The organism is Shinella sp., from assembly GCF_035998705.1.
Classification (GTDB): Bacteria; Pseudomonadota; Alphaproteobacteria; order Rhizobiales; family Rhizobiaceae; genus Shinella.
On sequence record NZ_DASYHH010000024.1, the window covers coordinates 1 to 26,494 of the forward strand.

Annotated in this window: 21 protein-coding genes and 2 pseudogenes; 16 read left to right on the plus strand and 7 right to left on the minus strand. The window is 66.1% G+C overall.

Features of this window, described 5'->3' with window-relative positions; translation table 11 throughout:
• Together VGN93_RS20755 and VGN93_RS20760 are read left to right on the plus strand one after the other, a co-directional pair.
• Window positions 1-155 (plus strand): annotated as a pseudogene (locus tag VGN93_RS20755) (IS30 family transposase); the annotation flags it as partial.
• An 89-nt stretch (window positions 156-244) separates the two neighbouring features.
• Window positions 245-952, plus strand: a complete 708-nt coding sequence (locus VGN93_RS20760) for a glutathione S-transferase (RefSeq protein WP_327508942.1) — start codon at window positions 245-247, stop codon at window positions 950-952.
• On the opposite strand, the pseudogene VGN93_RS20765 reads toward VGN93_RS20760, so the two are convergent.
• The 4 genes and pseudogenes from VGN93_RS20765 to VGN93_RS20780 form a co-directional block, all read right to left on the minus strand.
• Window positions 953-1,905 (minus strand): annotated as a pseudogene (locus VGN93_RS20765) (pirin family protein). It lies immediately after the preceding gene.
• 68 nt (window positions 1,906-1,973) lie between these two features.
• Entirely contained in the window at window positions 1,974-2,531 is a 558-nt protein-coding gene (locus tag VGN93_RS20770) for an alpha/beta hydrolase (RefSeq protein ID WP_327508943.1), read from the minus strand.
• Window positions 2,532-2,638: 107 nt separating this feature from the next.
• Window positions 2,639-3,571: a ring-cleaving dioxygenase gene (locus VGN93_RS20775; RefSeq protein WP_327508944.1), complete on the minus strand. Its 933-nt coding sequence runs from the start codon at window positions 3,569-3,571 to the stop codon at window positions 2,639-2,641.
• 489 nt (window positions 3,572-4,060) lie between these two features.
• Entirely contained in the window at window positions 4,061-5,011 is a 951-nt protein-coding gene (locus VGN93_RS20780) for a LysR family transcriptional regulator (protein WP_327508945.1), read from the minus strand.
• An 84-nt stretch (window positions 5,012-5,095) separates the two neighbouring features.
• On the opposite strand from VGN93_RS20780, the gene VGN93_RS20785 reads away from it, so the two are divergent.
• From VGN93_RS20785 to VGN93_RS20825, 9 genes are read left to right on the plus strand one after another with little or no spacing between them, the layout of a single operon-like run.
• A complete protein-coding gene (locus tag VGN93_RS20785; RefSeq protein WP_327508946.1) occupies window positions 5,096-5,962 on the plus strand; it encodes a dioxygenase in 867 nt (288 codons plus the stop codon).
• Entirely contained in the window at window positions 5,959-7,020 is a 1,062-nt protein-coding gene (locus tag VGN93_RS20790; RefSeq protein ID WP_327508947.1) for a maleylacetate reductase, read from the plus strand. Before VGN93_RS20785 ends, VGN93_RS20790 begins: the two co-directional genes overlap by 4 nt.
• Before the next feature lie 39 nt (window positions 7,021-7,059).
• On the plus strand, window positions 7,060-8,340 hold the full coding sequence (locus VGN93_RS20795) for an ABC transporter substrate-binding protein (protein WP_327508948.1): 1,281 nt from the start codon (window positions 7,060-7,062) through the stop codon (window positions 8,338-8,340).
• A 12-nt stretch (window positions 8,341-8,352) separates the two neighbouring features.
• Window positions 8,353-9,072: an ABC transporter ATP-binding protein gene (locus tag VGN93_RS20800; RefSeq protein ID WP_327508949.1), complete on the plus strand. Its 720-nt coding sequence runs from the start codon at window positions 8,353-8,355 to the stop codon at window positions 9,070-9,072.
• Window positions 9,069-9,788, plus strand: coding sequence for an ABC transporter ATP-binding protein (locus VGN93_RS20805; protein WP_327508950.1), 720 nt, complete (start codon window positions 9,069-9,071; stop codon window positions 9,786-9,788). The genes VGN93_RS20800 and VGN93_RS20805 overlap by 4 nt, the downstream gene beginning before the upstream one ends.
• Window positions 9,775-10,638 carry a branched-chain amino acid ABC transporter permease gene (locus VGN93_RS20810; protein WP_327508951.1) on the plus strand — a complete coding sequence of 288 codons (864 nt, stop codon included), beginning with the start codon at window positions 9,775-9,777 and terminating at the stop codon, window positions 10,636-10,638. The genes VGN93_RS20805 and VGN93_RS20810 overlap by 14 nt, the downstream gene beginning before the upstream one ends.
• 9 nt (window positions 10,639-10,647) lie before the next feature.
• Entirely contained in the window at window positions 10,648-11,730 is a 1,083-nt protein-coding gene (locus VGN93_RS20815) for a branched-chain amino acid ABC transporter permease (protein WP_327508952.1), read from the plus strand.
• Window positions 11,723-13,477: an FAD-dependent monooxygenase gene (locus tag VGN93_RS20820; protein WP_327508953.1), complete on the plus strand. Its 1,755-nt coding sequence runs from the start codon at window positions 11,723-11,725 to the stop codon at window positions 13,475-13,477. The genes VGN93_RS20815 and VGN93_RS20820 overlap by 8 nt, the downstream gene beginning before the upstream one ends.
• Before the next feature lie 8 nt (window positions 13,478-13,485).
• A complete protein-coding gene (locus VGN93_RS20825) occupies window positions 13,486-14,376 on the plus strand; it encodes an intradiol ring-cleavage dioxygenase (RefSeq protein ID WP_327508954.1) in 891 nt (296 codons plus the stop codon).
• 175 nt (window positions 14,377-14,551) lie between these two features.
• On the opposite strand, the gene VGN93_RS20830 is transcribed toward VGN93_RS20825, so the two are convergent.
• The 3 genes from VGN93_RS20830 to VGN93_RS20840 form a co-directional block, all read right to left on the minus strand.
• Entirely contained in the window at window positions 14,552-15,574 is a 1,023-nt protein-coding gene (locus VGN93_RS20830) for an NAD-dependent epimerase/dehydratase family protein (protein ID WP_327508955.1), read from the minus strand.
• Window positions 15,571-16,914 (minus strand): UDP-glucose/GDP-mannose dehydrogenase family protein, encoded by a 1,344-nt coding sequence (locus tag VGN93_RS20835; protein WP_327508956.1) that lies wholly within the window; start codon window positions 16,912-16,914, stop codon window positions 15,571-15,573. Before VGN93_RS20835 ends, VGN93_RS20830 begins: the two co-directional genes overlap by 4 nt.
• Before the next feature lie 311 nt (window positions 16,915-17,225).
• Window positions 17,226-18,188, minus strand: coding sequence for a glycosyltransferase family 32 protein (locus VGN93_RS20840; protein WP_327508957.1), 963 nt, complete (start codon window positions 18,186-18,188; stop codon window positions 17,226-17,228).
• A gap of 188 nt (window positions 18,189-18,376) precedes the next feature.
• Here VGN93_RS20840 and VGN93_RS20845 point away from each other — a divergent pair, with 188 nt between their 5' ends.
• The 5 genes from VGN93_RS20845 to VGN93_RS20865 all read left to right on the plus strand — a co-directional run bounded on the left by VGN93_RS20845 (window position 18,377) and on the right by VGN93_RS20865 (window position 25,846).
• Complete coding sequence (locus VGN93_RS20845; RefSeq protein WP_327508958.1) at window positions 18,377-20,290, plus strand: ABC transporter ATP-binding protein; 1,914 nt, start codon at window positions 18,377-18,379, stop codon at window positions 20,288-20,290.
• Complete coding sequence (locus tag VGN93_RS20850; RefSeq protein ID WP_327508959.1) at window positions 20,287-22,188, plus strand: ABC transporter substrate-binding protein; 1,902 nt, start codon at window positions 20,287-20,289, stop codon at window positions 22,186-22,188. The genes VGN93_RS20845 and VGN93_RS20850 overlap by 4 nt, the downstream gene beginning before the upstream one ends.
• Before the next feature lie 214 nt (window positions 22,189-22,402).
• The gene (locus tag VGN93_RS20855; protein WP_319316196.1) at window positions 22,403-23,401 is read left to right on the plus strand and encodes an ABC transporter permease; all 999 of its coding nucleotides are present in this window, start codon (window positions 22,403-22,405) and stop codon (window positions 23,399-23,401) included.
• Complete coding sequence (locus tag VGN93_RS20860) at window positions 23,398-24,573, plus strand: ABC transporter permease (protein WP_327508960.1); 1,176 nt, start codon at window positions 23,398-23,400, stop codon at window positions 24,571-24,573. The genes VGN93_RS20855 and VGN93_RS20860 overlap by 4 nt, the downstream gene beginning before the upstream one ends.
• Before the next feature lie 73 nt (window positions 24,574-24,646).
• Window positions 24,647-25,846: a glycosyltransferase family protein gene (locus VGN93_RS20865; RefSeq protein ID WP_327508961.1), complete on the plus strand. Its 1,200-nt coding sequence runs from the start codon at window positions 24,647-24,649 to the stop codon at window positions 25,844-25,846.
• Window positions 25,847-26,494 lie beyond the last annotated feature (648 nt).

Genomic DNA, 26,494 nt, shown 5'->3' on the forward strand with positions numbered 1-26,494 from the left:
TTCGCCGCTTCATGCCAGGTGACACGGATCTGGCAGCCGTATCACAGCGCGATCTCACCCAACTCGCCCGCCACCTGAATGATCAGCCGCGAAGGTGCCTGGGGTACAGGACACCCGCCGAGGTCTTCGCCGCCCATTTGCAGGAAGGCGGTTGATCCCCTACCCTCCAGCACGGCCATGATGCACTTGGGTTAGCTTCTCCACTTTTGCGGAACCCGGGCGGGGCTGATAGCATTTGGGCGGCATGACCTATGACCTCTATTACTGGAGCGGCATTCAGGGCCGCGGCGAATATGTGCGGCTGGCGCTGGAAGCGGCGGGCGCGCGCTATCGCGATGTCGCGCGGCTGGAGGGCGACCACGTCTTGGCGGCAATGGGCAAGGAGCTCGAGACGCCCTCCTTCGCGCCGCCGTTCCTGAAGGACGGGGCGGTGGTGGTCGGACAGGTGGCGGCGATCCTGCTTTATCTCGGCGAACGGCTGGATCTCGCGCCGAAGGACGAGCGGTTGGGGCTGTGGACGCACCAGATCCAGCTCACCATCGCCGATTTCGTCGTGGAGGGGCACGACGTGCACCACCCGATCGGTGCGGGGCAATATTATGAAGATCAGAAGCCGGAGGCGCTGCGCCGGGCGGAGGAATTCGGTAACGAGCGCGTGCCGAAATTCCTCGACTGGTTCGAGACGATCCTGGAGCGCAACCCGGCCGGCCCCGCCCATCTCGTCGGCGACCGGCTGACCTATGCGGACCTTTCGCTGTTCCAGGTGACGAGCGGGCTTTCCTATGCCTTCCCGCGGCTGATGGAGCGGCTTTACGGCGACTATCCGAAGATAGCCGCCGTCTCGGCCGCCGTGGCGAAACATCCGCCCATCGCCGCCTATCTGAAAAGCGAGCGCCGTTTGGCGCCGAACGAGGACGACCTCTTCCGCCATTATCCGGAGCTCGACCCGTGATCAGTGGCCGGTGGGCAGGGTCTCCGGGAAGGGGATGAATTCGGCCTTGTCGTCCGGCGGCAGGCGGAAGCGGCCGTGTTCGAAATCGCCCTTGATCCAGGCGTCCCGCGCGGCCTCCAGCTTCTCCTTCGAGGAGGCGACGAAGTTCCAGGCGATGTAGCGCGGCCCGTTCATCGTCTCGCCGCCGAGCAGCATCAGGCGGGCGCCCGCCTCGCCTGCGGTGACGGTGATCGGATCGCCGGGGCGGAACACCATCATCCGGCCGGCCAGAAATTCCTCTCCGGCGATCAGCACGGAGCCCTGCGTGACGTAGAGGCCGCGGTCCTCGTGGTTGTCGGGCAGCGGCAGTTTTGCGCCGGCCTCCAGCACGCATCCGCATAGAACATCTCGGAGAAGGTTTTCACCGGCGCGCGCTCGCCCCAGGCATTGCCGAGGATGAGGCGGACCTGCTTGCCCTCGCCTGAGAGAAACGGCAGGGCGTCGGCGCCCTGGTGCTCGAAGCTTGCCGGCTTGTCCTCGTCGGCTTCCGGCAGCGCCACCCAGGTCTGGATGCCGAACAGCGAATGGCGTTTGGCACGGGTCTCGGGGCTGGTGCGCTCGGAATGGGTGACGCCGTTGCCGGCGACCATCCAGTTCACCTCGCCCGGATAGATCATCTGGTTGGTGCCGAGGCTGTCGCGGTGCTGGAACTCGCCCTGATAGAGATAGGTGACGGTGGCAAGGCCGATATGGGGATGCGGGCGCACGTCGATGCCGCCGTCATGCAGGAATTCGGCCGGTCCCATCTGGTCGAAGAAGATGAAGGGGCCGACCATCTGGCGCTCCGGCGCCGGCAGCGCGCGGCGCACCTCGAAGCCGCCGAGATCGCGGGCGCGCGGCACGATCAGCATCTCGATGTCGTCGACCGTGCCGGCCTCGGGACATTGCGGTTCAATACCGGGCATCCAGCTCATGGTTTTTCTCCTCGTTCGATTGTCTTGAAGGCCGGCTCCGGGGCGGGAGCCGGCCGCTTTCGTCCACCTTATCCCCGATCGGCGAGGAAGGCAGCAATGGCGTCGATCTCCGGCTGGCGCACCTCATGGCCGCCATCGTGCAGCGTGAGATCGACCGAAGCGCCCTCGCCTTCCAGATAGGCGGCAAGCCGCTCCGTCAGCGGCAGCGGGCAGATCGGATCGCGCCTGCCGGCGGTGATCAGGATCTTTCGCCCAGTGAGCCCTGCGTTCGGCGCGGGCGTCCAGGGGATCAGCGGATGCATCAACACCGCCCGGTCGAACAGGTCCGGCGCCTCGAAAAGCACCGAAGCGAGGATGTTGGCGCCGTTGGAATAGCCGAGGCCGTAGATCGGCGTCCCGGGGTTTTCCGCCTTATGGGCGCGGATGAAATCCGCCATCTTGCTGGTGCGCAGCGCGAGGTCCGCCATGTCGTAGACCCCTTCCCCCGTGCGGCGGAAGAAGCGGTTTGCGCCCTGTTCGGAAACGTCCCCGCGCGGCGAGACGATGCCGGCCGCGGGCAGGATCTGGTGCACGAGGCCGGTGAACTGGTGTTCGTCGCCGCCGGTGCCGTGGAAGGTGAAGACCAAAGGCGCGCCGGCTTCCGGCGTCCTGGCGAATGATGGTAGGCGTCACGGGACATGATGGTCTCCTTCGTGAAAGGGCCGCCGACTGGCGCCGGCGGCGGGGTCGCAGGTCAGTCGACGATCGGCGGCAGGATCTCTTCGATCTGCGCGCGCAAGGCCGCATGCTGGCGCGGCAGCTTCAGCGCCTGGCCGAGATGGGCGGTGTCCTCGTCGCGGTCGAAGCCCGGCTCGTTGGTCGCCACTTCGAACAGAACGCCGCCGGGCGTGCGGAAGTAGATGGCCCAGAAATAATCGCGGTCGATCACCGGGGTGACGTGGTAGCCGGTATCCATCAGCGCCTTGCGCACCTCTTCCTGCGCCGCGCGGTTTTCCACCGCGAAGGCGACGTGGTGCACCGAGCCGGCACCCTGGCGGGCGGACGGCGCGCCGGGCAACACGTCGAGATCGATGACATCGGCGCCATTGCCGTCCTTGACGGCGTAGCGGGTCAGCGTGCCGCGACGGTCGATTTCCTCGTAGCCCATGTATTTCAGCAGTTCGCCGGTGGCACCGCCATCGCGCAGCCGCATGGTGACGCCGTGGAAACCGTGCACGCCGTCATCGGCCGGGACCGTGCCGCCCAGGAAGGGCTTGCGCTTGTCGCCGTCGACCTCGGTCAGCGCGAAACCGTCGCCATCGGGGCCGAGGAAGCGCAGGCGCTTCTCGCCGAAGGCGTCGTCTTCCGCAAGGCCGCTCACGCCGGTGCCGGCAAAGCGCTCCTTCCAGTAGCCGAGCGAGCCCTTCGGCACGGAAAACACCGTCTCGGAGACTTCGCCGGCGCCGCGGTTGCCCTTGGCCATATGCGGGAAGGGAAAATAGGTCATGACCGTGCCGGCCGAGCCGGTCTCGTCGCCGTAATAGAGATGGTAGACGTCCGGCGCGTCGAAGTTGACGGTCTTCTTGACGCGGCGCAGGCCGAGCGTCTTGGTGAAGAAGTCGTTGTTTTCCTGCGCGTCGGCCGCCATCGAGGTGACGTGATGCAGGCCTTTGATCTGGGTAAGCATGGATTTGTCCTCGCTCTCGGTTTCATTCGTTGAGCAAGAGATAACCCGCCGCGGCCTTCACCAGAAGAGCCATAATGTTGCATAGATTGTTGACGTTTTCGCAATAGCGCGGCTGGATTGCGTGGCCGGGCGGCCTCGACCAAGGTATATTTCGGCACGTAGGAAGCGCTCTGCTCCGGTGGCGACGGCCGGTAAACAGCGAGGATGCGCAGTTGCTGGTTTACAAGGGCGGTGCGCGTCGGCTGGCGGAGAAGTTCAACGCCGATGTGCTGGCGTTTGTGAAGGGGTGATGGTTTTTTGGTGGTGCGGCGAAGGCACCCCCCTCTGGCCTGCCGGCCATCTCCCCCTCAAGGGGGGAGATTGGCAAAGGGCGCGGGCATTGCTCAAATTGAAGCGCCAAAGATGGGCGAGACGTCGCTCCATCCAATCTCCCCCCTTGAGGGGGAGATGCCCGCAGGGCAGAGGGGGGTGAGCCACACCCCGCCCCCCTCAAAGCCCCCAAACCACCGACTCCTCGTGCCGCTTGATCAGATGCTTGAGATTGTCGAAGCCGCTCTGCACATGGCGGGCGAAGTGGTCGACGGCGGGCATGCGCGGGGCGTCGGCGCGTTTGAGGAGGCCGAGGGCGCGTTGGGGGTGGGGCACGTTGACCGGCAGCGCGGTGATCGACCTTTCGTTGCGTTGCGCGAAGACGACGCTGTGCGGCAGCACGGTCAGCGCATCGCTGCCCTTGAGGAAATTGACGACGCTCATCAGCGAGCCGCCGGTATAGCGGATGCGGATTTCCGTGGCGCCGAAGGAGAGCAGCATTCTGCGCAGGTCGGCGAGAAGCGGGCTGCCGGGCGGCGGCGCGACCCAGGGGTAATCCAAGAGATGCATCGGCTGCGGGCGTCGCTTCAAAAGCAGCGGATGCGTGACGCGGCAGGCGACGACGTTGCGGCCGGGCAGGATCTCGTGGAATTCCAGCCCCGAGCCCTCGTCGAGAATGTCGATGGGGCAGATGGCGAGGTCGATCTGGTCGGCCTTCAGCGCCGCCCTGAGATCGGGAAAATAGCCGTAGCTCTGGTCGACGCGCACATCCGGATGCTGGTTCTGGAATTCCGCGATCATGCCGGCGATCAGCGCATCCATGAAGAAGGGCGTGCCGCCGATGCGCACCGTGCCGCCCTTGCCGACGCGAAAACTCTCGATCGTGTCCGACGCCTTGCGCGAGGCGGCGAGCATGACCTGGCCGTGATCGGCGAGCGCCCGGCCGAGCGGCGTTGGCTGGAGCGGTCGCTTTCCCTTGAGAAACAGCGGTTCGCCAAGGCGCTTTTCCAGCATGGACAGGGTGCGCGAGACGGCGGGCTGCGCCATGCCGAGCAGCGCCGCGCCCTCGGTGACGCCGCCCGTCTTGACGACGGCGGCAAGCTGGATCAGGTGGCGCTCGTCTATCTTCATAACGATCCGTTATATTATTCCGGCACAAAATCATCAATGCCGCGTCCGTCCTTTGCTAGATTTCCCTCAGCTGGAGGAGAAAGCATGCCGGGACCGATGGTTTCCCCTGTCGATACCTTGACCGCGTCGGACGCCTTTGCGCGAAGGCTGGCCGCTGCCGGCGACGGCAGGCTGCGCCAGGCGCTGACCGCGACCGTCACCCATCTCCATGCGCTGATTACCGAGCTGAAGCCGACGCCGGCCGAATGGCGCGGCGTCATCGCCTTCCTCACCGAGGTCGGCCATGCGGCAGACGACCGCCGCCAGGAATGGGTGCTGCTGTCGGACCTGCTCGGCGCCTCCGCGCTGGTCGAGGAGGTCAACACGCGCCGCCCGAAGCTTGCGACGCCGAACACCGTGCGCGGCCCCTTCTTCCGCGCCGATGCGCCGGCGCGCCCGCTCGGCAGCGACATCTCCCTCGACGGTGTCGGCGAGGGACTTGCCGTTTCCGCCCGCGTGCAGGATCTCGATGGCGCGCCGATCGCCGGTGCCGAGGTCATCACCTGGCAGGCCAACGCCGCCGGCCTCTACGAGAACCAGCAGCCGGATTTGCAGCCGGAATTCAACCTGCGCGGCCTGTTTCGCACCGATGGCGAGGGCCGGTTCCATTACCGCACCATCCGCCCGGCGGGCTACGGCGTGCCGGATGACGGGCCGGTCGGCACGCTGCTGCGCAAGGCCGGCCTGCCGCTGCGCCGCCCGGCGCACCTGCATTTCATGATCAGGGCGGCCGGTTTCGAGACGATCGTCACGCATCTCTATGACGCAAGCGACCCGCAGCTCGACGCGGATGCGCTGTTCGGCGTCAAGCCGGAGCTGGTCTGCCGCTTCGAACGCGCGGCCGACAAGCCGTGTTTCCGGCTCGACTACACCTTCGTCATGGCGCGATCGAAACAGGGGGCAACGGCGTGACCCGCGACTTCGTCTATTCCACCAGCCCGGCCCATATCGTCTTCGGCGCCGGCAAGAGCGACACCGTCGGCGACTGGCTCGACCAGATCGGCTGCCGCCGTGCCCTCGTTCTGTCGACGCCGCACCAGAAGGCCGATGCCGAAAGGCTGGCGGAAACGCTCGGGGTCCGCGCAGTCGGGGTCTTCGCCGGTGCCGTGATGCACACACCTGTCGACGTGACGGAAACGGCCATGGACGTGGTGCGCCAGACGGGTGCGGACTGCGTCGTCTCGCTCGGCGGCGGCTCGACGACCGGGCTCGGCAAGGCGATCGCCTACCGCACCGACCTGCCGCAGATCGTCATTCCGACGACCTATGCCGGCTCCGAGGTGACGCCGATCCTCGGCCAGACGGAGGCCGGCCGCAAGACGACGGTGCGCGCCGCCAGCATCCTGCCGGAAGTGGTGATCTACGATCCGGCGCTGACGCTCGGCCTGCCGGTCGCCATGAGCGTGACCAGCGGGCTCAATGCCATGGCGCATGCCGTCGAAGCGCTTTACGCCGAAGACCGCAACCCCGTTTCCTCGCTGATGGCGATCGAGGGCCTCAGCGCCTTCCGCCGGAGCCTGCCGCAGCTCGTGGCGCAGCCCCGCGACGCCGAGGCGCGCGCGGAGGCGCTCTATGGCGCCTGGCTCTGCGGCACGGTGCTCGGCACGGTCGGCATGGCGCTGCACCACAAGATCTGCCACACGCTCGGCGGCACCTTCGATACGCCGCATGCCGATACGCATGCGATCATGCTGCCGCACACCGCGGCCTTCAACGCCGTCGCCGTGCCCGACCTGCTCGCCCCGGTGGCAGAGATGTTCGGCGGTTCGGTCGGCGGCGGGCTGTGGGATTTCGCGAAAGCCGCCGGGGCGCCGCTGGCGCTGAAGGACCTCGGCCTTTCCGAAGCCGATCTCGACCGCGCCGCGGAGATCGCCACGCAAAGCCCTTACCGCAACCCGCGCGCCATCGACCGTCCGTCGATCCGCGCGCTGTTGCAGCATGCCTGGGAGGGCAGACGGCCGGCCAATTGACGTCACCCTTCGGGAGGAAGGGTTTTGGGAGGAAGAACCATGCTGACGAGACGCGAACTTTTGAAGACCACGGCGGCCGGAAGCGCCGTCGCCCTGACATCGGGCTTTCCGATGCCGGCGATCGCGCAGAATGCGGCGATCAAGCTCGGTTATGTGAGCCCGCAGACCGGGCCGCTCGCCGCCTTCGGCGAGGCCGACAGCTTCGTCATCGACGCCTTCCTGGCGGCGGCGAAAGCCAAGGGGCTGAACTACGAGATCATCGTCAAGGACAGCCAGTCGAACCCCAACCGCGCGGCGGAAGTGGCCAAGCAGCTGATCGTCGACGACGAGGTCAACCTGATGCTCGTCGCCTCGACGCCGGAGACGACCAATCCGGTGGCGACGACCGCGGAAGCCGAGGGCATGCCCTGCATCTCCACCGTCGCGCCCTGGCAGCCCTGGTTCATCGGCCAGCAGGGCAATCCCGGCGATCCGGCCTCGTGGAAACCGTTCGACTATGCCTTCCACTTCTTCTGGGGGCTGGAAGACGTCATCGCGGTCTTCACAAACATGTGGGCGCAGGTGGAGACCAACAAAAAGGTCGGCGGCCTGTTTCCGAACGACGGCGACGGCAATGCCTGGGGCGACAAGGTCGTCGGCTTCCCGCCGGTGCTGGAGACGATGGGTTATTCGCTGAACGATCCCGGCCGCTACCAGAACATGACGGACGATTTTTCCGCGCAGATCAACGCCTTCAAGGCCGGCCAGTGCGAGATCGTCACCGGCGTGGTCATCCCGCCGGATTTCACCACCTTCTGGAACCAGGCCAAGCAGCAGGGTTTCGTGCCCAAGGTCGCCTCGATCGGCAAGGCGCTGCTCTTTCCGCAGGCGGTGGAGGCGCTGGGCAATGCCGGGCACAACCTCTCTTCCGAGGTCTGGTGGTCGCCGAGCCATCCGTTCAAGTCGTCGCTGACCGGCGAGACCTCGGCCGAGGTCGCGGCCGCCTTCACGAAGACGACCGGCCGGCCCTGGACGCAGCCGATCGGCTTTGCCCATGCGCTGTTCGAACTGGCGGTCGACGCGCTCGGCCGCGCCGAGGACCCGACGGACGGCGATGCGGTGGCCGCCGCCATTGCCGCGACACGGCTCGACACGCTGGTCGGTCCGATCGCCTGGGACGGCAAGGGCCTGCCGCCCTTTGCGGCGAAGAACATCGCCAAGACGCCGCTTGTCGGCGGCCAGTGGCGGCTGAAGGACGGCGGCGGCTACGATCTCGTCATCACGGACAACAAGACGGCGCCGAACATTCCGACCGGCGGCACGATGGAAGCGATCGCCTGAAGGATCAAAACCATGTCCCTGTTGCAGCTCGACAGCGTCTCCAAGCGGTTCGGCGCGCTGACGGTCGCCGATGCGATCAGCCTCACCGTGGACAACGGTGAGGCGCTCGGCATCATCGGCCCGAACGGCGCCGGCAAGTCGACGCTGTTCAACCTGATCACCGGCACGATCGCGCCCGACAGCGGCGCGATCCGCTTTGCCGGCGCCGACGTCACGCGCACGCCACCGATGGCGCGGTGTCTTTCCGGCATGGGGCGCACCTTCCAGATCCCGCAGCCCTTCGAAAAGCTGACGGTCTTCGAAAACCTGCTGGTCGCCGGCAGTTTTGGCGCAAGGCGCAGCGAGGCGGATGCCTATGACCGCTGCGCCGAAATCCTCGTCGAGACCGGGCTCATCGACAAGGCCAACGTGCCGGCGGGCGGGCTCAGCCTGTTGCAGCGAAAACGCCTGGAGCTTGCCCGGGCCCTTGCCACCGAGCCGCGCCTGCTGCTGCTCGACGAGATCGCCGGCGGGCTGACGGAGGGCGAATGCCAGGCGCTCGTCGCCACCATCCGCGCCATCCACGCCAAGGGCGTCGCGGTCATCTGGATCGAGCATGTGCTGCACGCGCTGACTTCGGTCGTCGAACGGCTGCTCGTCTTACATTTCGGCCGGGTGATCGGCATCGGCGCGCCGGCCGAGATCATGGCCTCGCGCGACGTGCAGGAAATCTACCTGGGGATCGAGATATGACGGCGCTCCTCGAAACGAAGGGCCTCAAGGCCTTCTACGGCGATTTCCAGGCGCTGTTCGGCGTCGATATCACCGTGGCCGAGGGCGAGACCATCGCCATCATCGGCGCGAACGGTGCCGGCAAGACGACGCTGATGCGGGCGCTCGCCGGCGTGCTGATAAATGCGCCCGACAGCGTGTTCTGCCGCGGCGAGGCGGTTGGTGCGCTCGCCGCGCCCGACATTCTCGCCCGCGGCATCGCCATGGTGCCGGAGGGGCGGCGGCTGTTTGCCTCGCTGACGGTGGAGGAAAACCTGCTGGTCGGCGCTTACGGCAAGCGGCGCGGCGCCTGGACGCTTGCGACCGTCTACGATCTCTTCCCCATCCTCAAGGAGCGCCGCGCCAACCCGGCCACCGCGCTCTCCGGCGGCCAGCAGCAGATGGTGGCGATCGGCCGGGCGCTGATGGCGAACCCGGACGTGCTGCTCTGCGACGAGATCAGCCTCGGCCTCGCCCCCGTCGTGGTGCGCGACATCTACGCCGCCTTCCCGCGCATTCGGGACAGCGGCGCCGCCATCGTCATCGTCGAGCAGGATATCGGCCAGGCGCTGAAGGTGGCGAACCGCGTCTATTGCATGATGGAGGGGCGCATCACGCTTGCCGGCCGGCCGGAGGCGCTTAGCCGCGCGGCGATCCACGCAGCCTATTTCGGAGCGCCAAGCCATGACCATTCTTGATACGATCGTGCAGGGCGTGCTGCTCGGCGGGCTTTACGCGCTGTTTGCCGCCGGCCTCAGCCTGGTCTTCGGCATCATGCGCCTCGTCAACCTCGCCCATGGCGACCTCATCGTGCTCGCCGCCTTCCTGATCCTCGTCCTGGTGACCGGGCTCGGCCTCAACCCGTTCCGTGCAGCGCTGATCGTCATGCCGCTGATGTTCATCGCAGGCTATGCATTGCAGGCGGTGCTTTTGAACCGGACGCTCGGCAAGGACGTGCTGCCGCCGCTGCTCGTCACCTTCGGCCTGTCGATCGTGCTGCAGAACGCGCTGCTGGAAGGCTTTTCCGCCGATAGCCGCCGCATTTCCGCCGGCGCGCTCGAAACGGCCTCCATCAATCTCGGAGCCGTTACCATCGGCCTGATGCCGCTGATGGCCTTCCTCTCGGCGGTCGCCGTCATCGTCGGGCTCAACCTCTTGATCTACCGCACCGCGATCGGCCGCGCGTTCCGCGCCACCTCCGACGACCCGGTGACGGCCGGCCTGATGGGCATCCGTCCGCGGCAGGTTTTCGCGGTGGCGACCGGGCTTGCCATGGCGGTGGTGGCGATTGCCGCGCTCTATCTCGGCACCCGCGCCAATTTCGACCCGACCGCCGGGCCGGCGCGGCTGATCTATGCCTTCGAGGCGGTGATCATCGGCGGCCTCGGCTCGCTCTGGGGGACGCTCGCCGGCGGCGTCATCCTCGGCGTGGCGCAGACGGTCGGCGCATCGATAAACCCCGAATGGCAGATCCTCTCCGGCCACCTCGCCTTCCTCGCCGTTCTCCTGATCCGGCCGCGCGGCCTCTTCCCGCGCGCCGTCGACTGAGGTGTCCCGATGACCATCGCCATCCCTTCCCTCAAGGTCGAAACCCGCACCAGGGCCTCCTCGGTCTCGCGGCTCATAGCACTCGCCGTGCTGGCGCTCGGCCTTGCCGCCCCCTTCCTCGTCTCGCGCGGCGCGGTGCAGGACCTGTTCTTCATTCTCACCATGCTGGTTCTGGCACAGAGCTGGAACCTGCTTGCGGGTTATGCGGGCCTCATCTCCGTCGGCCAGCAGGTTTTTGTCGGCTTCGGCGCCTATGCGATGTTCGGCGCGGTCATCCTTTTCGGCATCGACCCCATCCCGGCGATCCTGATTGCAGGCGTGCTCTCCGCGCTGCTCGCCATCCCCACCGCCTTCTTCACCTTCCGCCTCTACGGCCCCTATTTCGCCATCGGCACCTGGGTCGTGGCGGAGGTGGTGCGCCTCCTGCTTGCCCAGTGGAAGACGCTCGGCGGCGGCACCGGCACCTCGCTGCCGCGCGAGGCGGTGCGCGACATGGCGGGCGTCGGGCTGCTGCGCGATCTCTTCGGCATGAAACCGGCGCAAGCGAGCGACGCGATCACCTATTGGCTGGCGCTCATCCTCGCCGCCGCCACCATCGGCTTCATCTACCGCCTTTTGCGCAGCAAGCAGGGGCTCGGCCTTGCCGCCGTGCGCGACAACGAGCAGGCGGCGCGCGCCGTCGGCGTCGATGCGCGGCGCATGAAGGCGATGGTCTATCTCGCCACCGCCTTCATGACGGGGCTCGCCGGCGCCCTGATCTATGTGCAGAAGGCCCGCATCTCGCCCGATGCCGCCTTCTCCGTCACCGACTGGACGGCCTATGTCATCTTCATCGTCGTCATCGGCGGCCTCGGCACCATCGAGGGTCCGATCCTCGGCGTCATCCTGTTCTTTCTGTTGCAGAACCTGCTCGCCGACTACGGCTCCTGGTATCTGCTGATGCTCGGCCTTGCCGGCATTCTCACCATGCTTTTCGCGCCGCGCGGCCTCTGGGGCGCCTTCTCCGACCGCACCGGCATCCAGCTCTTTCCGGTCCGCCGCACACTCGTCGGCGGCCCGTCTGTCCATCAGGGAGGATCATCACATGGCTGACATCACCACGGACGTGCTCATCATCGGCACCGGCCCCGCCGGCTCCGCCACCGCGGCGCTGCTTTCGAGCTATGGCGTCGAGAACATGGTGATCAACCGCTACCGCTGGCTCGCCAACACGCCGCGCGCCCACATCACCAACCAGCGCACCATGGAAGTGCTGCGCGACCTCGGCCGCGAGGTGGAGGACGAGGCCTATATGTATGCCGCCGAGCAGGACCTGATGGGCGAGAACGTCTTCTGCACGGCGCTTGCCGGCGAGGAGATCGGCCGCATGAAGAGCTGGGGCAAACACCCCGTCTCGCGCGCCGAACACCAGCTCTCCTCGCCAAGCCACATGAACGACCTGCCGCAGACCTTCATGGAACCGCTGCTGTTCAAGACCGCCTGTTCGCGCGGCACGCAGGCCCGCATGTCCACCGAATATGTCAGTCACGAACAGGATGGCGACGGCGTCACCACCACCTGTCTCGACCGGCTGACCGGCAAGACGCTGACCGTGCGCTCGAAATATCTCGTCGGCGCGGACGGCGGCAATTCCAAGGTCGCCGAACATGCGGGGCTCTCCTTCGAGGGCCGCATGGGCGTCGCCGGCTCGATGAACATCCTGTTCGAGGCCGACCTGTCGCGTTACGTCGCGCATCGGCCCTCGGTGCTCTACTGGGTCTTGCAGCCGGGCGCCGATGTCGGCGGCATCGGCATGGGGCTGGTGCGGATGGTGCGGCCCTGGCACGAATGGCTGATCGTCTGGGGCTACGACATCAACCAACCGGCCCCGTCGGTGGACGAGGCCCATGCGAAAAAGGTGGTGCGCGATCTCGTCGGCGTGGCCGATCTCGACGTGACGATCAAGTCGGTCTCCACCTGGACCGTCAACAACATGTATGCGACCACGCTGTCGAACGGCCGCGTCTTCTGCATGGGCGACGCCATCCACCGTCACCCGCCGTCGAACGGGCTCGGCTCCAACACCTCCATCCAGGATGCCTTCAACCTCGCCTGGAAGCTCGCCTTCGTGCTGAAGGGCCAGGCAGGCGTTGGGTTGCTCGACAGCTACCAGGCCGAGCGCGCGCCGATCGCCAAGCAGATCGTCACCCGCGCCAACAGGTCGATCGAGGAATTCGGGCCGATCTTCAAGGCGCTCGGCCTGCTCGATTCCATCGACCCGGTGAAGATGCAGCAGAACATGGACGCCCGCTGCAACAACACGCCCGCGGCTGAAGACCAGCGCGCCGCCATTCGCCAGTCGATCGCCGCGAAGGTCTATGAATTCGACGCCCATGGCGTGGAGATGAACCAGCGCTACCGCTCTGAGGCCGTGGTGAGCGACGGCGAGCCCGAACCCGCCTTCGAAAAGGACCCGGAGCTGCACTTCCAGCAGACCACCTGGCCCGGTGCCCGCCTGCCGCACGCCTGGGTGTTCGCCGAGGATGGCAAAAAAGTCTCGACGCTGGACCTCACCGGCCACGGCCGCTTCACCGTGCTGACCGGCATTGGCGGGCAAGGCTGGATCGAGGCGGCAAAGGTGGTCGGCCGCGAGCTCGGCATCGAGATTGCGGCGCATGCCATCGGCCCGCGCCAACCCTGGCAGGATTTCACCGGCGACTGGGCCAACCTGCGCGAGGTGCGCGACGGCGGCATCGTGCTGGTGCGGCCTGACCACCATGTCTGCTGGCGGCAGGCGGACGGCGCGGGTGATCCCGTCGCGGAGCTGCGCCGGGTCATGACCGCAATTCTTCGAAAGTGAGGCCGACGATGGAAGCGCATGAAAAGGGTTTCTTCACCGAGGAGAATTCCGTCGAGGTCGTCGCCGGCCGAAACCGCAATGCCAGGGACGCCCGGCTGAAGGCCATCATGGAGGTGGTGACGCGCAAGCTGCACGAGGCGGTCAAGGAGATCGAGCCGACGCAGGAGGAGTGGATGGAGGCGATCCTCTTCCTCACCCGCACCGGCCAGATGTGCAACGAATGGCGGCAGGAGTTCATCCTCCTGTCCGACACGCTCGGCGTCTCGATGCTGGTCGACGCCATCAACAACCGCAAACCCTCCGGCGCCTCGGAAAGCACGGTGCTCGGGCCTTTCCACGTGCAGGACGCGCCGGAACTGCCGATGGGCGCCAATATCTGCCTCGACCAGAAGGGCGAGGACATGGTGATCTCCGGCCGCATCCGCGACACCGCCGGCCGGCCGATCGAGGGCGCGGTGCTCGATGTCTGGCAGGCCAACGACGAAGGTTTCTACGACGTCCAGCAGCTCGGCATCCAGCCGGAATTCAACCTGCGCGGCGTCTTCCGCACCGGCGCGGACGGGCGCTACTGGTTCCGCGCCGTCAAGCCGAAATATTATCCGATCCCGCATGACGGCCCGGTCGGCCGGATGCTGAACCACCTCGGCCGGCATCCGTACCGCCCGGCGCACCTGCACTTCATCCTCAAGGCCGAGGGGTTCGAGACGCTGATCACCCACATCTTCGACCCGCACGATCCCTATATCGAATCCGATGCGGTCTTCGGCGTGAAGCAGAGCCTGCTTGCCGACTTTCACCTCGTCGAGGATGGCGCGCGGGCGACGGGGTACGAGTTCGAGGGGACGTTCTGGGAGGTCGAGTACGATTTTGTGCTGGCGCGGAAGGGTGAAGCGGCTTGAGCGGCGGCGGCGTTTGACACCCCCCTCTGCCCTGCCGGGCATCTCCCCCACAAGGGGGGAGATTGAATCGCGGCTACGTCCCGCCTATCGCTGCCGCCGCAGATGAAAGAATGCCCGCGCGCCCATCCAATCTCCCCCCTTGTGGGGGAGATGTCCGGCAGGACAGAGGGGGGTGCTAAAGCGCTCCCCGCCCCCGCCACCCCTGATACCATTCCACAAAAGCCGCAATGCCCTCCTCCACCCCCACGCTCGGCGTAAACCCGGTGAGAGCGTGCAACAGATCGGTGGAGGCGAAGGTGCGGGGGACGTCGCCTTGTTGCATCGGCAGGTAGTTGCGCGTGGCGGGGCGGCCGAGGGCCTTTTCGATGGTCTCGATGAAGGCCATCAGCGCCACCGGATGGCCGCCGCCGATATTGACGACCCGGAACGGCGCCTGCGCCGAGAGCGTATCGAAGAGGCCGGGTGTCGTGATGCGGCTCGCCTCCACCGGCACGACGGCGGCGAGCCGGACGATCGCCTCGACGAGGTCGTCGATATAGGTGAAGTCGCGGCTCATATTGCCCTGGCCGTAGACGTCGATCGCGCGGTCGCCAAGGATCGCGTCGGCGAACTTGATCGGCGCCATGTCCGGCCGGCCCCAGGGGCCGTAGACCGTGAAGAAGCGGAAGGCCGTCGTCGGCACCTTGTAGAGATGCGCGTAGGAATGCGCCATCAGCTCCATGGATTTCTTGGACGCCGCATAGAGCGTCATCGGCTCGTCGGCGCGGTCACCCTCGGCGAAGGGGATTTTTTCGTTGGCGCCGTAGATCGACGAGGTCGAGGCGAGCAGCAGGTGCCGCGGCTGGAGCGCCTTGGCGAGTTCCAGCACGTTCCACGAGCCGACGAGATTGGAATTCACATAGGCGCCGGGGTTTTCCAGGCTGTAGCGCACGCCCGCCTGCGCGGCGAGATGGATGATCACGTCCGGCCTTTCGAGCGCGGCGGCCGCCTCCAGTGTCGCCCTGTCCTCCAGCATGCCGGTCACCTGGCGGAAGCCGTCACGGGGCGTGAGCAGCGCGAGGCGCGCTTCCTTCAGGCGCACGTCGTAATAGGGCGTCATGCCGTCGAAGCCCGTCACCGAATGGCCGTCGTCGAGCAGGCGCCGCGCGAGGTGGAACCCGATGAAACCCGCGGTGCCCGTGACGAGGAAATGCGTCATTCAGCCGCCTCGGCGACCGGCACGACCATTGGCGACGTGCCGCGGCCGATGCCGACATAGGCAAAGCCATGGCGCTTCACCTCGTCCGGCTTGTAGACATTGCGCAGATCGACGACGAGCGGCCTGCCCATGATGGTCCTCAGCCGCTGGAAATCCAGCGCGCGGAACTGGTTCCACTCGGTGACGATGACCAGCGCGTCGGCGCCCTCGGCAATGTCGTAGGGCGAGGTGCCGTAGGTAATGTTGTCGAGCATGGCGCGGGACGCCTCCATGCCTTCCGGATCATAGGCGAAAACCTTCGCGCCGCCGTCCTGCAGGGCCTGGATGATCGAGATCGACGGCGCGTCGCGCATATCGTCGGTCTCCGGTTTGAAGGTGAGGCCGAGCACGGCGATCTTCTTGCCGCGCACGTCGCCGTTGAGCGCCGAAATGACCTTGCGTGCCATCGCGCGCTTGCGCGTGTCGTTGATGGCGATGGTCGTCTCGATGAGGCGCACGGGACTGTCATTGTCCTGCGCGGTCTTCACCAGCGCCAGCGCGTCCTTCGGGAAACACGAGCCGCCGTAACCCGGGCCGGCATGCAGGAACTTTCCGCCGATGCGTCCGTCGAGACCGATGCCGCGGGAAATCTCCTGCACGTCGGCGCCGACTTTTTCGCAGAGATCGGCGATCTCGTTGATGAAGGTGATCTTCATCGCGAGAAAGGCGTTGGCGGCGTACTTGGTGAGCTCGGAGGTGCGTCGGCTGGTGAAGAGCAGTGGCGACTGGTTGAGGTAGAGCGGCCGGTAGACTTCGGTCATCACCTCGCGCGCCCGCTCGTCCTCGATGCCGACGACGATGCGGTCCGGCCGCTTGAAATCGCTGATCGCCGCGCCCTCGCGCAGGAATTCCGGGTTGGAGACGACGGCGATATCCGTCTCGGGACGCGTCTCGCGCATGATGCGCTCCACCTCGTCGCCGGTGCCGACGGGCACGGTCGATTTGGTGACGACCACGGTGAACCCCTTGACCGACTGGGCGATTTCACGGGCGGCGGCATAGACATAGGAAAGGTCCGCATGGCCGTCGCCGCGCCGCGACGGCGTGCCGACGGCGATGAAGACGACATCGGCATCGGCGACCGGGCCTGCAAATTCCGTGGTGAAGGAGAGCCGCCCTGCCTTGACGTTTTCGGCCACCAGCGCATCGAGCCCCGGCTCGAAGATCGGGATCTCGCCGCGGTTCAGCGCCGCGATTTTCGCTTCCGCCTTGTCGATGCAGACGACGGTATGGCCGAAATCCGCAAAACAGGCGCCGGATACCAGCCCCACATAACCGGACCCAATCATCGCGATCTTCATGCTGTGTCTTCTCCAAACGGGGCTTCGTGGCGGCTGTGCTAACCGCCGATCGTCACAGATAGAATACAATGCCGGGCAAAGCACGGAACGGGGCCGGCTTCAAGCTGGTATGTGGTGAAGGGGGGCGGTCGCCGCCACCCCCCTCTGCCCTGCCGGGCATCTCCCTCACAAGGAGGGAGATTGGCAGGAGGTGGGGACATTACTCAAAAAGAGACGCTGGATATGGGCGAGACGTCGCTCCATCCAATCTCCCCCCTTGTGGGGGAGATGCCCGGCAGGGCAGAGGGGGGTGCCCCGTCCGCTACCGCCAGCTACCACGACTTCCAAGCCAACAGCAGCCCGCCATCCCCCGCCTCCGCCGCCCGGCATGCCGCCTCCACCTCCGAAAACGGCGCCCCCCGCGGCAGCTCCGCCGCCACGATCGCCGAATCTGCCAGCGTCAGCGAGCCGCCGCGGGCGATGACGGTGAAGAGGAGGGGGCCGGTCGACCACCAGGCGGGGGCGGCCGGCATGCATTCGATGACCTTGGGCAGCGTCTCGTTGAGCCGGAGGATGACCGGGTGATGGGCGGGGGCGGCGAGGAAGGAATTGGCGAGCAGCAGGCTGCCGCGGCCGGTCTGGCGCGGCACGGCCTCGGCCATGGCGATGAGGCCGGTCATCGGCAGGATATCGTGGAAGCCGATATCGGTGCGCGCCGGATACCAGTCGCAATCGAGATAGATGCCGCCCTCCTGCTCCAGGAGCAGGTAGCGCGCGACATCCACAGCACCCGGATAATCGCCCTCGCCCAGCATGGCGCGGAAGGCGGCGTTTTCGAAGACGCCGGCGGTTTCGAGATCCTTTTCGCGCCAGAGGAAATGGCCGTAGCCATGGGTCTTGGCATGGCGCGCCCAGGCTTCCGTCGAGGGCGGAATGGGGCCGTCGCCGATCCACACCTGGTGGATGATCGGCGGGATCGACGTGCGGTTGGCCTCCGCGATCGCCCGCCGCTCGGCGGTGGTGAAGGCGGAAAAGGGCGCGAGCACCGCCGGATCGGGCACCAGGTGATACTGGTAGCCGATGCGTTTCAGCGGATCGCGCTCGGCCTTGGCGAGCTTCAGGAAGGCCGAATGCAGGCGCCGCGGCAGGCCGAGCGCGGTCCCGAGCCCGAGCGCGGAACGCTCCGGATCCTGCGCCACGGCCTCCAGCACCGCGCGCGCCGCGTCAAAAGCGCCGGCATCGCGTCGTGCGGCGGCTTTTTCGAGTTCCGCGTTCAATCGTTGCTTGGCTGACATCTATCTGTCCTATGGAGGCGCCGGTGCGCCGGCAATATGGCTGTCATATTCGGTCCGCGCCCGAGCAACGACAACCCCAAACCTGCGGTAAAGTAAGGCGTGGACAGAAAAAAATGCGCGCGCTAGTGTCACGGCAGGGAACAAAATAAAGCCGCATGGATAAAAATCCGACAGGCGAGAAAGTACAGATGGATTCGAATGGGATCGGCCGGCCGCGAGACCTGCTGCGGATTGAAGACCTGCATGTCTCCTTCGCGCTGATGGGCGCAAGGATAACGGCCGTCAGGGGCGCGAGCCTCAGGGTGTTGCCCGGCAAGGTGACGGCCCTGGTGGGGGAGTCCGGCTCCGGCAAGTCCGTCATCAGCCTGGCCGCCATGGGCCTCCAGGCGCCGAGTGCGCGCGTCTCCGGCAAGATCCTGTTCGACGACCCGCTCTCCGACAAGGGCCCCACCGACATCCTGTCGCTGCCGCAGGACGGCCAGAAGATCCGCTCCATCCGTGGCGGGCGCATGGGCATGATCTTCCAGGAGCCGATGACCTCCTTTTCGCCGCTGCACACGATCGGCGACCAGATCAGCGAGACGCTGCGCATCCACACCGGCCTGACGGGCGCCGAGATGCGCGAGCGCTGCGAGGACATGCTGTCGCGCGTCGGCTTCCACAATCCCGGCAAGGTCTACGACATGTATTCCTTCGAATTGTCGGGCGGCATGCGCCAGCGCGCGATGATCGCGATGGCGCTGGTCTGCGGCCCGGCGCTTTTGATCGCCGACGAGCCGACCACGGCGCTCGACGTGACGATCCAGGCGCAGATCCTGAAGCTGCTCAGGGACCTGCAATTGCAGATGGACATGGCCGTGCTGCTCGTCACGCACGATCTCGGCGTCGTCGCCAATATCGCCGACGAGGTGGTGGTGATCTACCAGGGCGAGATCATGGAGGCCGGGCCGGTCGAGACGATCTTCCACCGCCCCGCCCACCCCTATCTCAAGGGCCTGATGGCGGCGATCCCGCATTTCGGCATGAAGCGCGGCGACCGGCTGAAGCCGCTGCGCGAAATCGCGGTCAACCAGGAGAGCCTGCTCTCGAAGAAATACCAGGCGCGCACCGGGCCGGAGATCATCCTGTCGGTGCGCGACCTTTCCAAGACCTTCGCGATCCGCAAGGAAAACTGGCACCTGCCGGGGCAGGCGAAGGAGAAGGCGCGGCCCGCCGTCGACGGCGTCAGCTTCGACATCCGGCGCGGCGAATGCCTCGGCCTGGTCGGCGAAAGCGGCTGCGGCAAGACCACGGTCAGCAAGATCCTGATGCGCGCCATCGAGCCCGATACGGGCTCCGTGCTGTTCGACGACGGCCGCGGGCCGATCGACGTGCTGAAGGCCAGGGGCGCGGAATTGCAGGCGCTGCGCACGCGCATGCAGATGGTGTTCCAGGACCCGCTCTCCTCGCTTTCGCCGCGCATGACGGTCGGCGACATCCTGCGCGAGCCGCTCGACATCCACGATTACGGCGACGTCGCCAAGCGCAAGATGGCGATCAAGGCGCTGATCCGCGCCATCGGCCTCGACGAGGCCTCGCTGAAGCGTTACCCGCACAGCTTTTCCGGCGGCCAGCGCCAGCGCATCGGCATTGCGCGCGCACTTGCCCTCGGGCCGAGCATGATCATCTGCGACGAGCCGGTCTCGGCGCTCGACGTTTCCGTGCAGGCGCAGATCCTCAACCTCCTGAAGGACCTTCAGAAGGACCTCGGCCTCACCTACCTGTTCATCTCGCACAACCTCGCCGTGGTCGACTACATGGCCGATAGGGTGGCGGTGATGTGGGCGGGGCGCATCGTCGAGATCGCGCCGCGCGAGATCATCATGACCGCACCGGTGCACCCCTATACGCGGGCCCTGCTCGACGCCGTGCCCTTCCCCGATCTCGAACGTCCGTTGAATTTCGAGACGGCCGGGCGGGCCAGCGCCGTGTCGCGCGAAAGCTGGGCGCGGGCCTTCCGCGACGACGACGAGGGCGGCGACGGCATGGCGCCGGCCGATCTCGGCGGCGGCCATTTCGTGCTGGCGCGCCGCAATGCCGATGTTCGGGAACTGTCATCGTGATCACGCGCCGCACCACACTCGGCCTCCTGGCCGCCGCCTTCCTGCCCGGTCTCGCCCGGGCGGGCGCGGGCGAATCCAAATATCTGAAGGAAAAGGTCGACGCCGGCGAACTGCCGCCCGTCGCCGAGCGCCTGCCGAAGGTGCCGCGCGTCGTCAACACGGCGGCGCTGGGCGGAGAGCCTGGCGTGCAGGGCGGCAGCGTGCGCATGCTGATCGGCGGCCAGCGCGACGTGCGGCTGATGCCGATCAACAGCTATTCGCGCCTCGTCGGCTATGACCGCGACCTGAAGCTCCAGGCCGATATCCTCGAAAGCTACACGGTGGAGGAAGAGCGCATCTTCACCTTTCGGCTGCGCGAGGGCCACAAATGGTCGAGCGGCGAGCCCTTTACCGCGGAGGATTTCCGCTATTGCTGGGAAGAGGTCATTCTCAACCGCGAGCTCCTGAAGGGCGGTCCGCCGACGGACCTTCTCGTCGAGGGCAAGCCGCCGATCTTCTCGGTGATCGACGCCCTGACGGTGCGCTACACCTGGGAGAAGCCGATCCCGGATTTCCTGCCGAAGCTCGCCTCGCCCATCCCGCTGGTGCTGGCGTTGCCGGCGGCCTACATGCGGCAGTTCCACAAGAAGTTCCAGGCAGCCGATGTGCTCGAGAAGCACATCAAGAAGCAGCGCGTCGACGACTGGCGCGGCCTGCACATCAAGATGTCGCGCCAGACCCGGCCGGAAAACCCGGACCTGCCGACGCTGGAAGCCTGGCGCCCGCGCACCGCGCCGCCGGCCGAACAGTTCATCTTCGAGCGCAACCCCTTCTTTCACCGGGTGGACGAGAACGGCGTGCAACTGCCCTATGTCGACCGCGTGGTGATGAACGTCTCCTCGCCGGATCTCATCTCCGCCAAGACCGCGACGGGCGAAAGCGACCTCCAGGTCGCCAATCTCGACTTCGCCGACTATACGCTTCTGAAGAATGCCGAGACGATCTATCCGATCAACGTGCTCCTGTGGAAGCGCACGCTCGGCTCGCGCGTCGCGCTGGTGCCCAATCTCAACTGCGGCGACGAGGGCTGGCGCAAGGTGCTGCGCGACGTGCGCGTGCGCCGCGCCATGTCGCTGGCGCTGAACCGCACGGAAATCAACAAGGCGGTGTTCTACGGCCTCGGCCAGGAGAGCGCCAACACGGTGCTGCCGGAAAGCCCGCTGTTCAAGCCGGAATATGCCAAGGCCTGGGCCGCCTTCGACCCCGACCAGGCCAACCGCCTGCTCGACGAGGCCGGCCTCGACAAGCGCGACGACGAGGGCCTGCGCCTGCTGCCGGACGGCCGCTCCGCCCATATCGTCGTGGAAAGTGCCGGCGAAAGCACGCTGGAGACCGACGTGCTGGAGCTGATCACCGATCATTTCCGCCTGGTCGGCCTCGGGCTTTTCGTGCGCACCTCGCAGCGCGACATCTTCCGCAGCCGCGCCATCGGCGGCGAGATCGTCATGTCGGTCTGGTACGGGCTCGACAATGGCGTGCCCACGCCGGAAATGTCGCCGCTCGAACTGGCGCCCACCGCCGACGACCAGCTCCAGTGGCCGGTCTGGGGCATGTATTACGCGACCGTCAAGACCAAGGGCGAGCCGCCCGACATGCCCGAGGTGCAATATCTCGTCGACAAGCTCGCCGCCTGGGAGATGACGACCACCCCAGCCGAGCGCGAGACGATCTGGCACGACATGCTGAAGCATCATGCCGAGCAGGTCTTCACCATCGGCACGGTCAACGGCATTTCCCAGCCGATCGTCCGCTCGCGCCGCCTGCGCAACATCCCCCCCAAGGCCCTCTGCGGCTTCCAACCCACCGCCTTCCTCGGTGTCTATATGCCGGATACGTTCTGGTATGAGGAGAGTGCGTGATGTTCCATAGCCCTTCACGCGCCACACCCCCCTCTGCCCTGCCGGGCATCTCCCCCTCAAGGGGGGAGATCGGCAAGGGGCTGGCCCTTCACTCGAAACGCCGGCCTTTGAAATTGGCGAAACGGTGCTCCATCCAATCTCCCCCCTTGAGGGGGAGATGGCCGGCAGGCCAGAGGGGGGTGACCGCCCAACGCACCGCTGAGAGGCCCACCCGATGATCCGCTACATTCTCGGGCGCATCGCCGTCATGGTGCCGACCTTGCTTCTGATCTCCATGCTGGTCTTCGTCATCATCGAGCTGCCGCCGGGCGATTATTTCGAGAGCTACATCGCCGAACTGCGCGCCATGGGCGAGGCGACCGACATGGCGGAGATCGAGGAGCTGCGCGAGCGCTACGGCTTCGACAGGCCGCCGGTGCTGCGCTACGTGCACTGGGTCGGCGGCATGCTGGTCGGCGATTTCGGCTATTCCTTCGAATATCGCCTGCCGGTGTCCGACGTGGTGGGCGACCGGCTGTGGCTGACGGTGCTGGTGTCCTTCGTCACCATCGTCTTCACCTGGCTGATCGCGTTTCCGATCGGCATCTATTCCGCCACGCACCAGTATAGCTGGGGCGATTACGGCCTGACGCTCGCCGGCCTCATCGGCATCGCGGTGCCGAACTTCATGCTGGCGCTGGTCGTGATGTATTTCGCCAATATCTGGTTCGGCGTCTCGATCGGCGGCCTGATGGACCGGGAATATATGGGGGCGGCGATGAGCTGGGAGAAATTCCGCTCCATCCTGTCGCATATCTGGATCCCGGTCATCATCATCGGCACGGCGGGCACGGCCGGCATGGTGCGGCGCCTGCGCGCCAACCTGCTCGACGAACTCAACAAACAATATGTCGTGACCGCCCGTTCCAAGGGCCTGCACCCGATGCGGGTCCTGCTCAAATATCCGCTGCGCATGTCGCTCAACTTCTTCATCTCCGACATCGGCTCGATCCTGCCCTCGATCATTTCCGGCGCCGAGGTCACGGCCATCGTGCTTTCGCTTGAAACGACAGGCCCCATGCTGATCAAGGCGCTCCAGACCCAGGACATGTATCTTGCAGGCTCCTTTCTGATGTTCCTCGCCTTCCTGACGGTCATCGGCGTGCTGGTGTCGGATATCGCTCTCGCGATCCTCGATCCGCGCATCCGGCTCGGCGGAGGAAGCCGCAAGTGAAGACGCCGCTTCCCGAACCCGGCGCGGCCCTCGGCCATTACGTCTCCGACGCGCCCTTCGATCCCTATGCCGCCGAGCGCAAGGTCGAGGAGCTGAAGACCATCGCCCAGGCCTCGCAGTTCCAGCTGATGTGGTGGCAGTTCCGCCGGCACAGGATGGCGCTCGCCTCCGGCATCTTCCTCATCGCCGTCTACCTGATGATCGCGATCAGCGAGTTTCTGGCGCCCTACAATCTGCACAGCCGCAACATCGACTTCATCTATTCGCCGCCGCAGACGCTGCGCTTCATGCACGAGGGCTCGTTCGTCGGACCCTTCGTCTACGGCCAGACGATGAGGCTCGACATGGACACGCTGCAGCGCGTCTATACCGACGACAGGACCGATGTGCAGAAGCTGCGCTTCTTCTGCCGCGGCGACAGCTACAGGTTCTGGGGCCTGTTCCAGTCGGATGTGCACCTCGTCTGCCCGGCCAAGGACGGCGAGTTCTTCTTCCTCGGCACCGACCGGCTCGGGCGGGACATGCTGTCGCGCATCCTCTATGGCGCGCGCATCTCGCTCACCATCGGCGCGCTCGGCGTCATGATGAGCTTCGTGCTCGGCATCGTCATCGGCGGGCTTGCCGGCTATCATGGCGGCATCTTCGACCTGATCGTGCAGCGCGTCATCGAGGTTTTGCAGTCGATCCCCAGCATTCCCCTGTGGATGGCGCTCGCCGCGATCATTCCGGTCACCTGGAGCCCTATTCTCGTCTATGTCGGCATTACCATCATCCTCGGCATGCTCGATTGGACCGGACTTGCGCGCGCCGTGCGCTCGAAACTTCTTGCCTTGCGCGAGGAAGATTATGTATTGGCGGCCCAGGTCATGGGCGCCGGCAGCGCCCGCATCATCCGCCGCCATCTCGTGCCCGGCTTCATGTCCCATCTGATCGCCAGCGCAACGCTGACCATTCCGGGCATGATTCTGGGAGAGACGGCACTGAGTTTCCTCGGGCTCGGCCTTAGGCCGCCCATCACCAGCTGGGGCATTCTTCTGACAGAGGCTCGCAGCATCAACATCATTGCCCTCTATCCGTGGCTGCTTTTCCCTGTCGTGCCTGTCGTACTGGTGATTCTGGCTTTCAATTTCCTCGGCGATGGACTGCGCGATGCGGCTGACCCCTATAAGTGAGATCGTTGGGACGACCAATGCACAAGAACCGCTTTACGACGGCAATCCCGGCGGGAGTCCGGAGGCTTTCTCCGTGAGTCGCAGCTTCGAACACGCCCGCATCCTCATGTACAGCCACGACACGTTCGGGCTGGGGCATCTGCGCCGGTGCCGCACGATCGCGCATGCGCTGGTCGAGGAATATCGCGGCCTCAACGTGCTGATCATCTCGGGCGCCACCATCGCCGGCGCCTTCGATTATCGCGCCCGCGTCGACTTCGTGAAGATCCCGAGCGTCATCAAGCTGCGCAACGGCGAATATACCTCGCTGGAGCGCCATATCGACCTCGAAGACACGCTGACCATGCGGCGCTCGATCATCCGCCACACGGCGGAGACCTTCAGCCCGGACATCTTCATCATCGACAAGGAGCCGATGGGGCTTTCCGGCGAGGTGGAGGAGACGCTCGCCTACCTGAAGGGCCGCGGCACGCGGCTGATCCTCGGCCTTCGCGAAGTGATGGACGCGCCGCACCTGCTCGAGGCCGAGTGGAAGCGCAAGGACGTCATGCACAAGATCGAGAAGTTCTACGACGACATCTGGGTCTACGGCCCGCCGGATTTCTACGATCCGCTGATCGGCCTCGACGTGCCCGACGGCGTGCGCGAAAAGCTGAAATTCGTCGGCTTTCTGCACCGCAACGCGCTCCGGATGGACCGCGCCCAGTACCAGCCGAGCGGCGACTATATCCTCGTCACCACCGGCGGCGGCGGCGACGGGGCGGACCTCGTGCAGGACGTCATCCGCGCCTATCAGCACGATCCCGAACTGACCCACAGGGCGCTGATCGTGCTCGGCCCCTACATGCCGCAGGGCGAGCGCACCAAGCTCACCCAGGAGGCGGCAAAAATCCCCTATATCGAGGTGATCGAGTTCGATTCGCGCATGGAGGACCTCGTCGCGGGCGCGCAGGGCGTGGTGGCGATGGGCGGCTACAACACCTATTGCGAGATCCTCTCCTTCGACAAGCCGGCGCTGATCGTGCCGCGCGTGCAGCCCCGCGAGGAGCAGCTCATCCGCGCCACCCGCGCCGCCGAGCTCGGCCTGATCGACATGCTGCTGCCGGAGGAATCGAGTGATCCGGTCCGCCTTGCCGCCGCATTGAAGGGGCTGCCGAAGCGCCCGCCGCCGTCGAGCGGCCATCCGGGCCTCCGGCTGGAGGGCCTGCGCCACATCGCCCGCATCGTCGGCGATGAGCTGGCCGCGCGCGAACTGATCCCGACGGCCGAGTGAGGGGCGAGACCGCATTGTCGCCATCGCACAAGATCGTCGTGCTTTTGAAGGGCTATCCGCGCCTGTCGGAGACCTTCATCGCGCAGGAACTGCTCGGGCTGGAACGGGCCGGGCTCGACCTCGTGCTCGTCTCGCTGCGTCACCCGACCGATCGCAAGCGGCACGCCGTGCATGACGAGATCAAGGCGCCGGTCTTCTACCTGCCGGAGTATCTGCACCAGGAGCCGATCCGCGTGCTGCGCGGTCTGGCGCGGAGTTTTCGCCTGCCCGGTTTCGGCGCGGCCCTGCGGCAGTTCCTGAAGGACCTGCCGCGCGATTTCAGCCGCAACCGCTTCCGCCGCTTCGGCCAGGCGGCGGTGCTCGTCGGCGAATGGCCGGAGGGCGGCGGCTGGCTGCATGCGCATTTCATCCACACCCCCGCCTCCGTCGCCAATTATGCCAGCAGCATGCTCGGCATTCCCTGGACCGTTTCGGCGCACGCCAAGGACATCTGGACCTCCGAGGACTGGGAACTCGCCGAAAAACTCTCGACGGCGCACTGGGCCGTGACCTGCACGAAGACCGGCCACGCGCATTTGCAAACGCTTGCCGGAGAAAACCGCGACCGGGTGCATCTGAGCTACCACGGCCTCGATCTGGATCGCTTTC

What these genes read in the sequence shown, in the direction of transcription:
- VGN93_RS20805 (WP_327508950.1), top strand. Translation starts at nt 9,069, where the DNA reads ATGACGGCGCTCCTCGAAACGAAGGGCCTCAAGGCCTTCTACGGCGAT.
- VGN93_RS20855 (WP_319316196.1), top strand. Translation starts at nt 22,403, where the DNA reads ATGATCCGCTACATTCTCGGGCGCATCGCCGTCATGGTGCCGACCTTG.
- VGN93_RS20825 (WP_327508954.1), top strand. Translation starts at nt 13,486, where the DNA reads ATGGAAGCGCATGAAAAGGGTTTCTTCACCGAGGAGAATTCCGTCGAG.
- VGN93_RS20835 (WP_327508956.1), bottom strand. Translation starts at nt 16,914, where the DNA reads ATGAAGATCGCGATGATTGGGTCCGGTTATGTGGGGCTGGTATCCGGC.
- VGN93_RS20840 (WP_327508957.1), bottom strand. Translation starts at nt 18,188, where the DNA reads ATGTCAGCCAAGCAACGATTGAACGCGGAACTCGAAAAAGCCGCCGCA.
- VGN93_RS20785 (WP_327508946.1), top strand. Translation starts at nt 5,096, where the DNA reads ATGCCGGGACCGATGGTTTCCCCTGTCGATACCTTGACCGCGTCGGAC.
- VGN93_RS20815 (WP_327508952.1), top strand. Translation starts at nt 10,648, where the DNA reads ATGACCATCGCCATCCCTTCCCTCAAGGTCGAAACCCGCACCAGGGCC.
- VGN93_RS20845 (WP_327508958.1), top strand. Translation starts at nt 18,377, where the DNA reads ATGGATTCGAATGGGATCGGCCGGCCGCGAGACCTGCTGCGGATTGAA.
- VGN93_RS20775 (WP_327508944.1), bottom strand. Translation starts at nt 3,571, where the DNA reads ATGCTTACCCAGATCAAAGGCCTGCATCACGTCACCTCGATGGCGGCC.
- VGN93_RS20760 (WP_327508942.1), top strand. Translation starts at nt 245, where the DNA reads ATGACCTATGACCTCTATTACTGGAGCGGCATTCAGGGCCGCGGCGAA.
- VGN93_RS20800 (WP_327508949.1), top strand. Translation starts at nt 8,353, where the DNA reads ATGTCCCTGTTGCAGCTCGACAGCGTCTCCAAGCGGTTCGGCGCGCTG.
- VGN93_RS20820 (WP_327508953.1), top strand. Translation starts at nt 11,723, where the DNA reads ATGGCTGACATCACCACGGACGTGCTCATCATCGGCACCGGCCCCGCC.
- VGN93_RS20780 (WP_327508945.1), bottom strand. Translation starts at nt 5,011, where the DNA reads ATGAAGATAGACGAGCGCCACCTGATCCAGCTTGCCGCCGTCGTCAAG.
- VGN93_RS20795 (WP_327508948.1), top strand. Translation starts at nt 7,060, where the DNA reads ATGCTGACGAGACGCGAACTTTTGAAGACCACGGCGGCCGGAAGCGCC.
- VGN93_RS20810 (WP_327508951.1), top strand. Translation starts at nt 9,775, where the DNA reads ATGACCATTCTTGATACGATCGTGCAGGGCGTGCTGCTCGGCGGGCTT.
- VGN93_RS20830 (WP_327508955.1), bottom strand. Translation starts at nt 15,574, where the DNA reads ATGACGCATTTCCTCGTCACGGGCACCGCGGGTTTCATCGGGTTCCAC.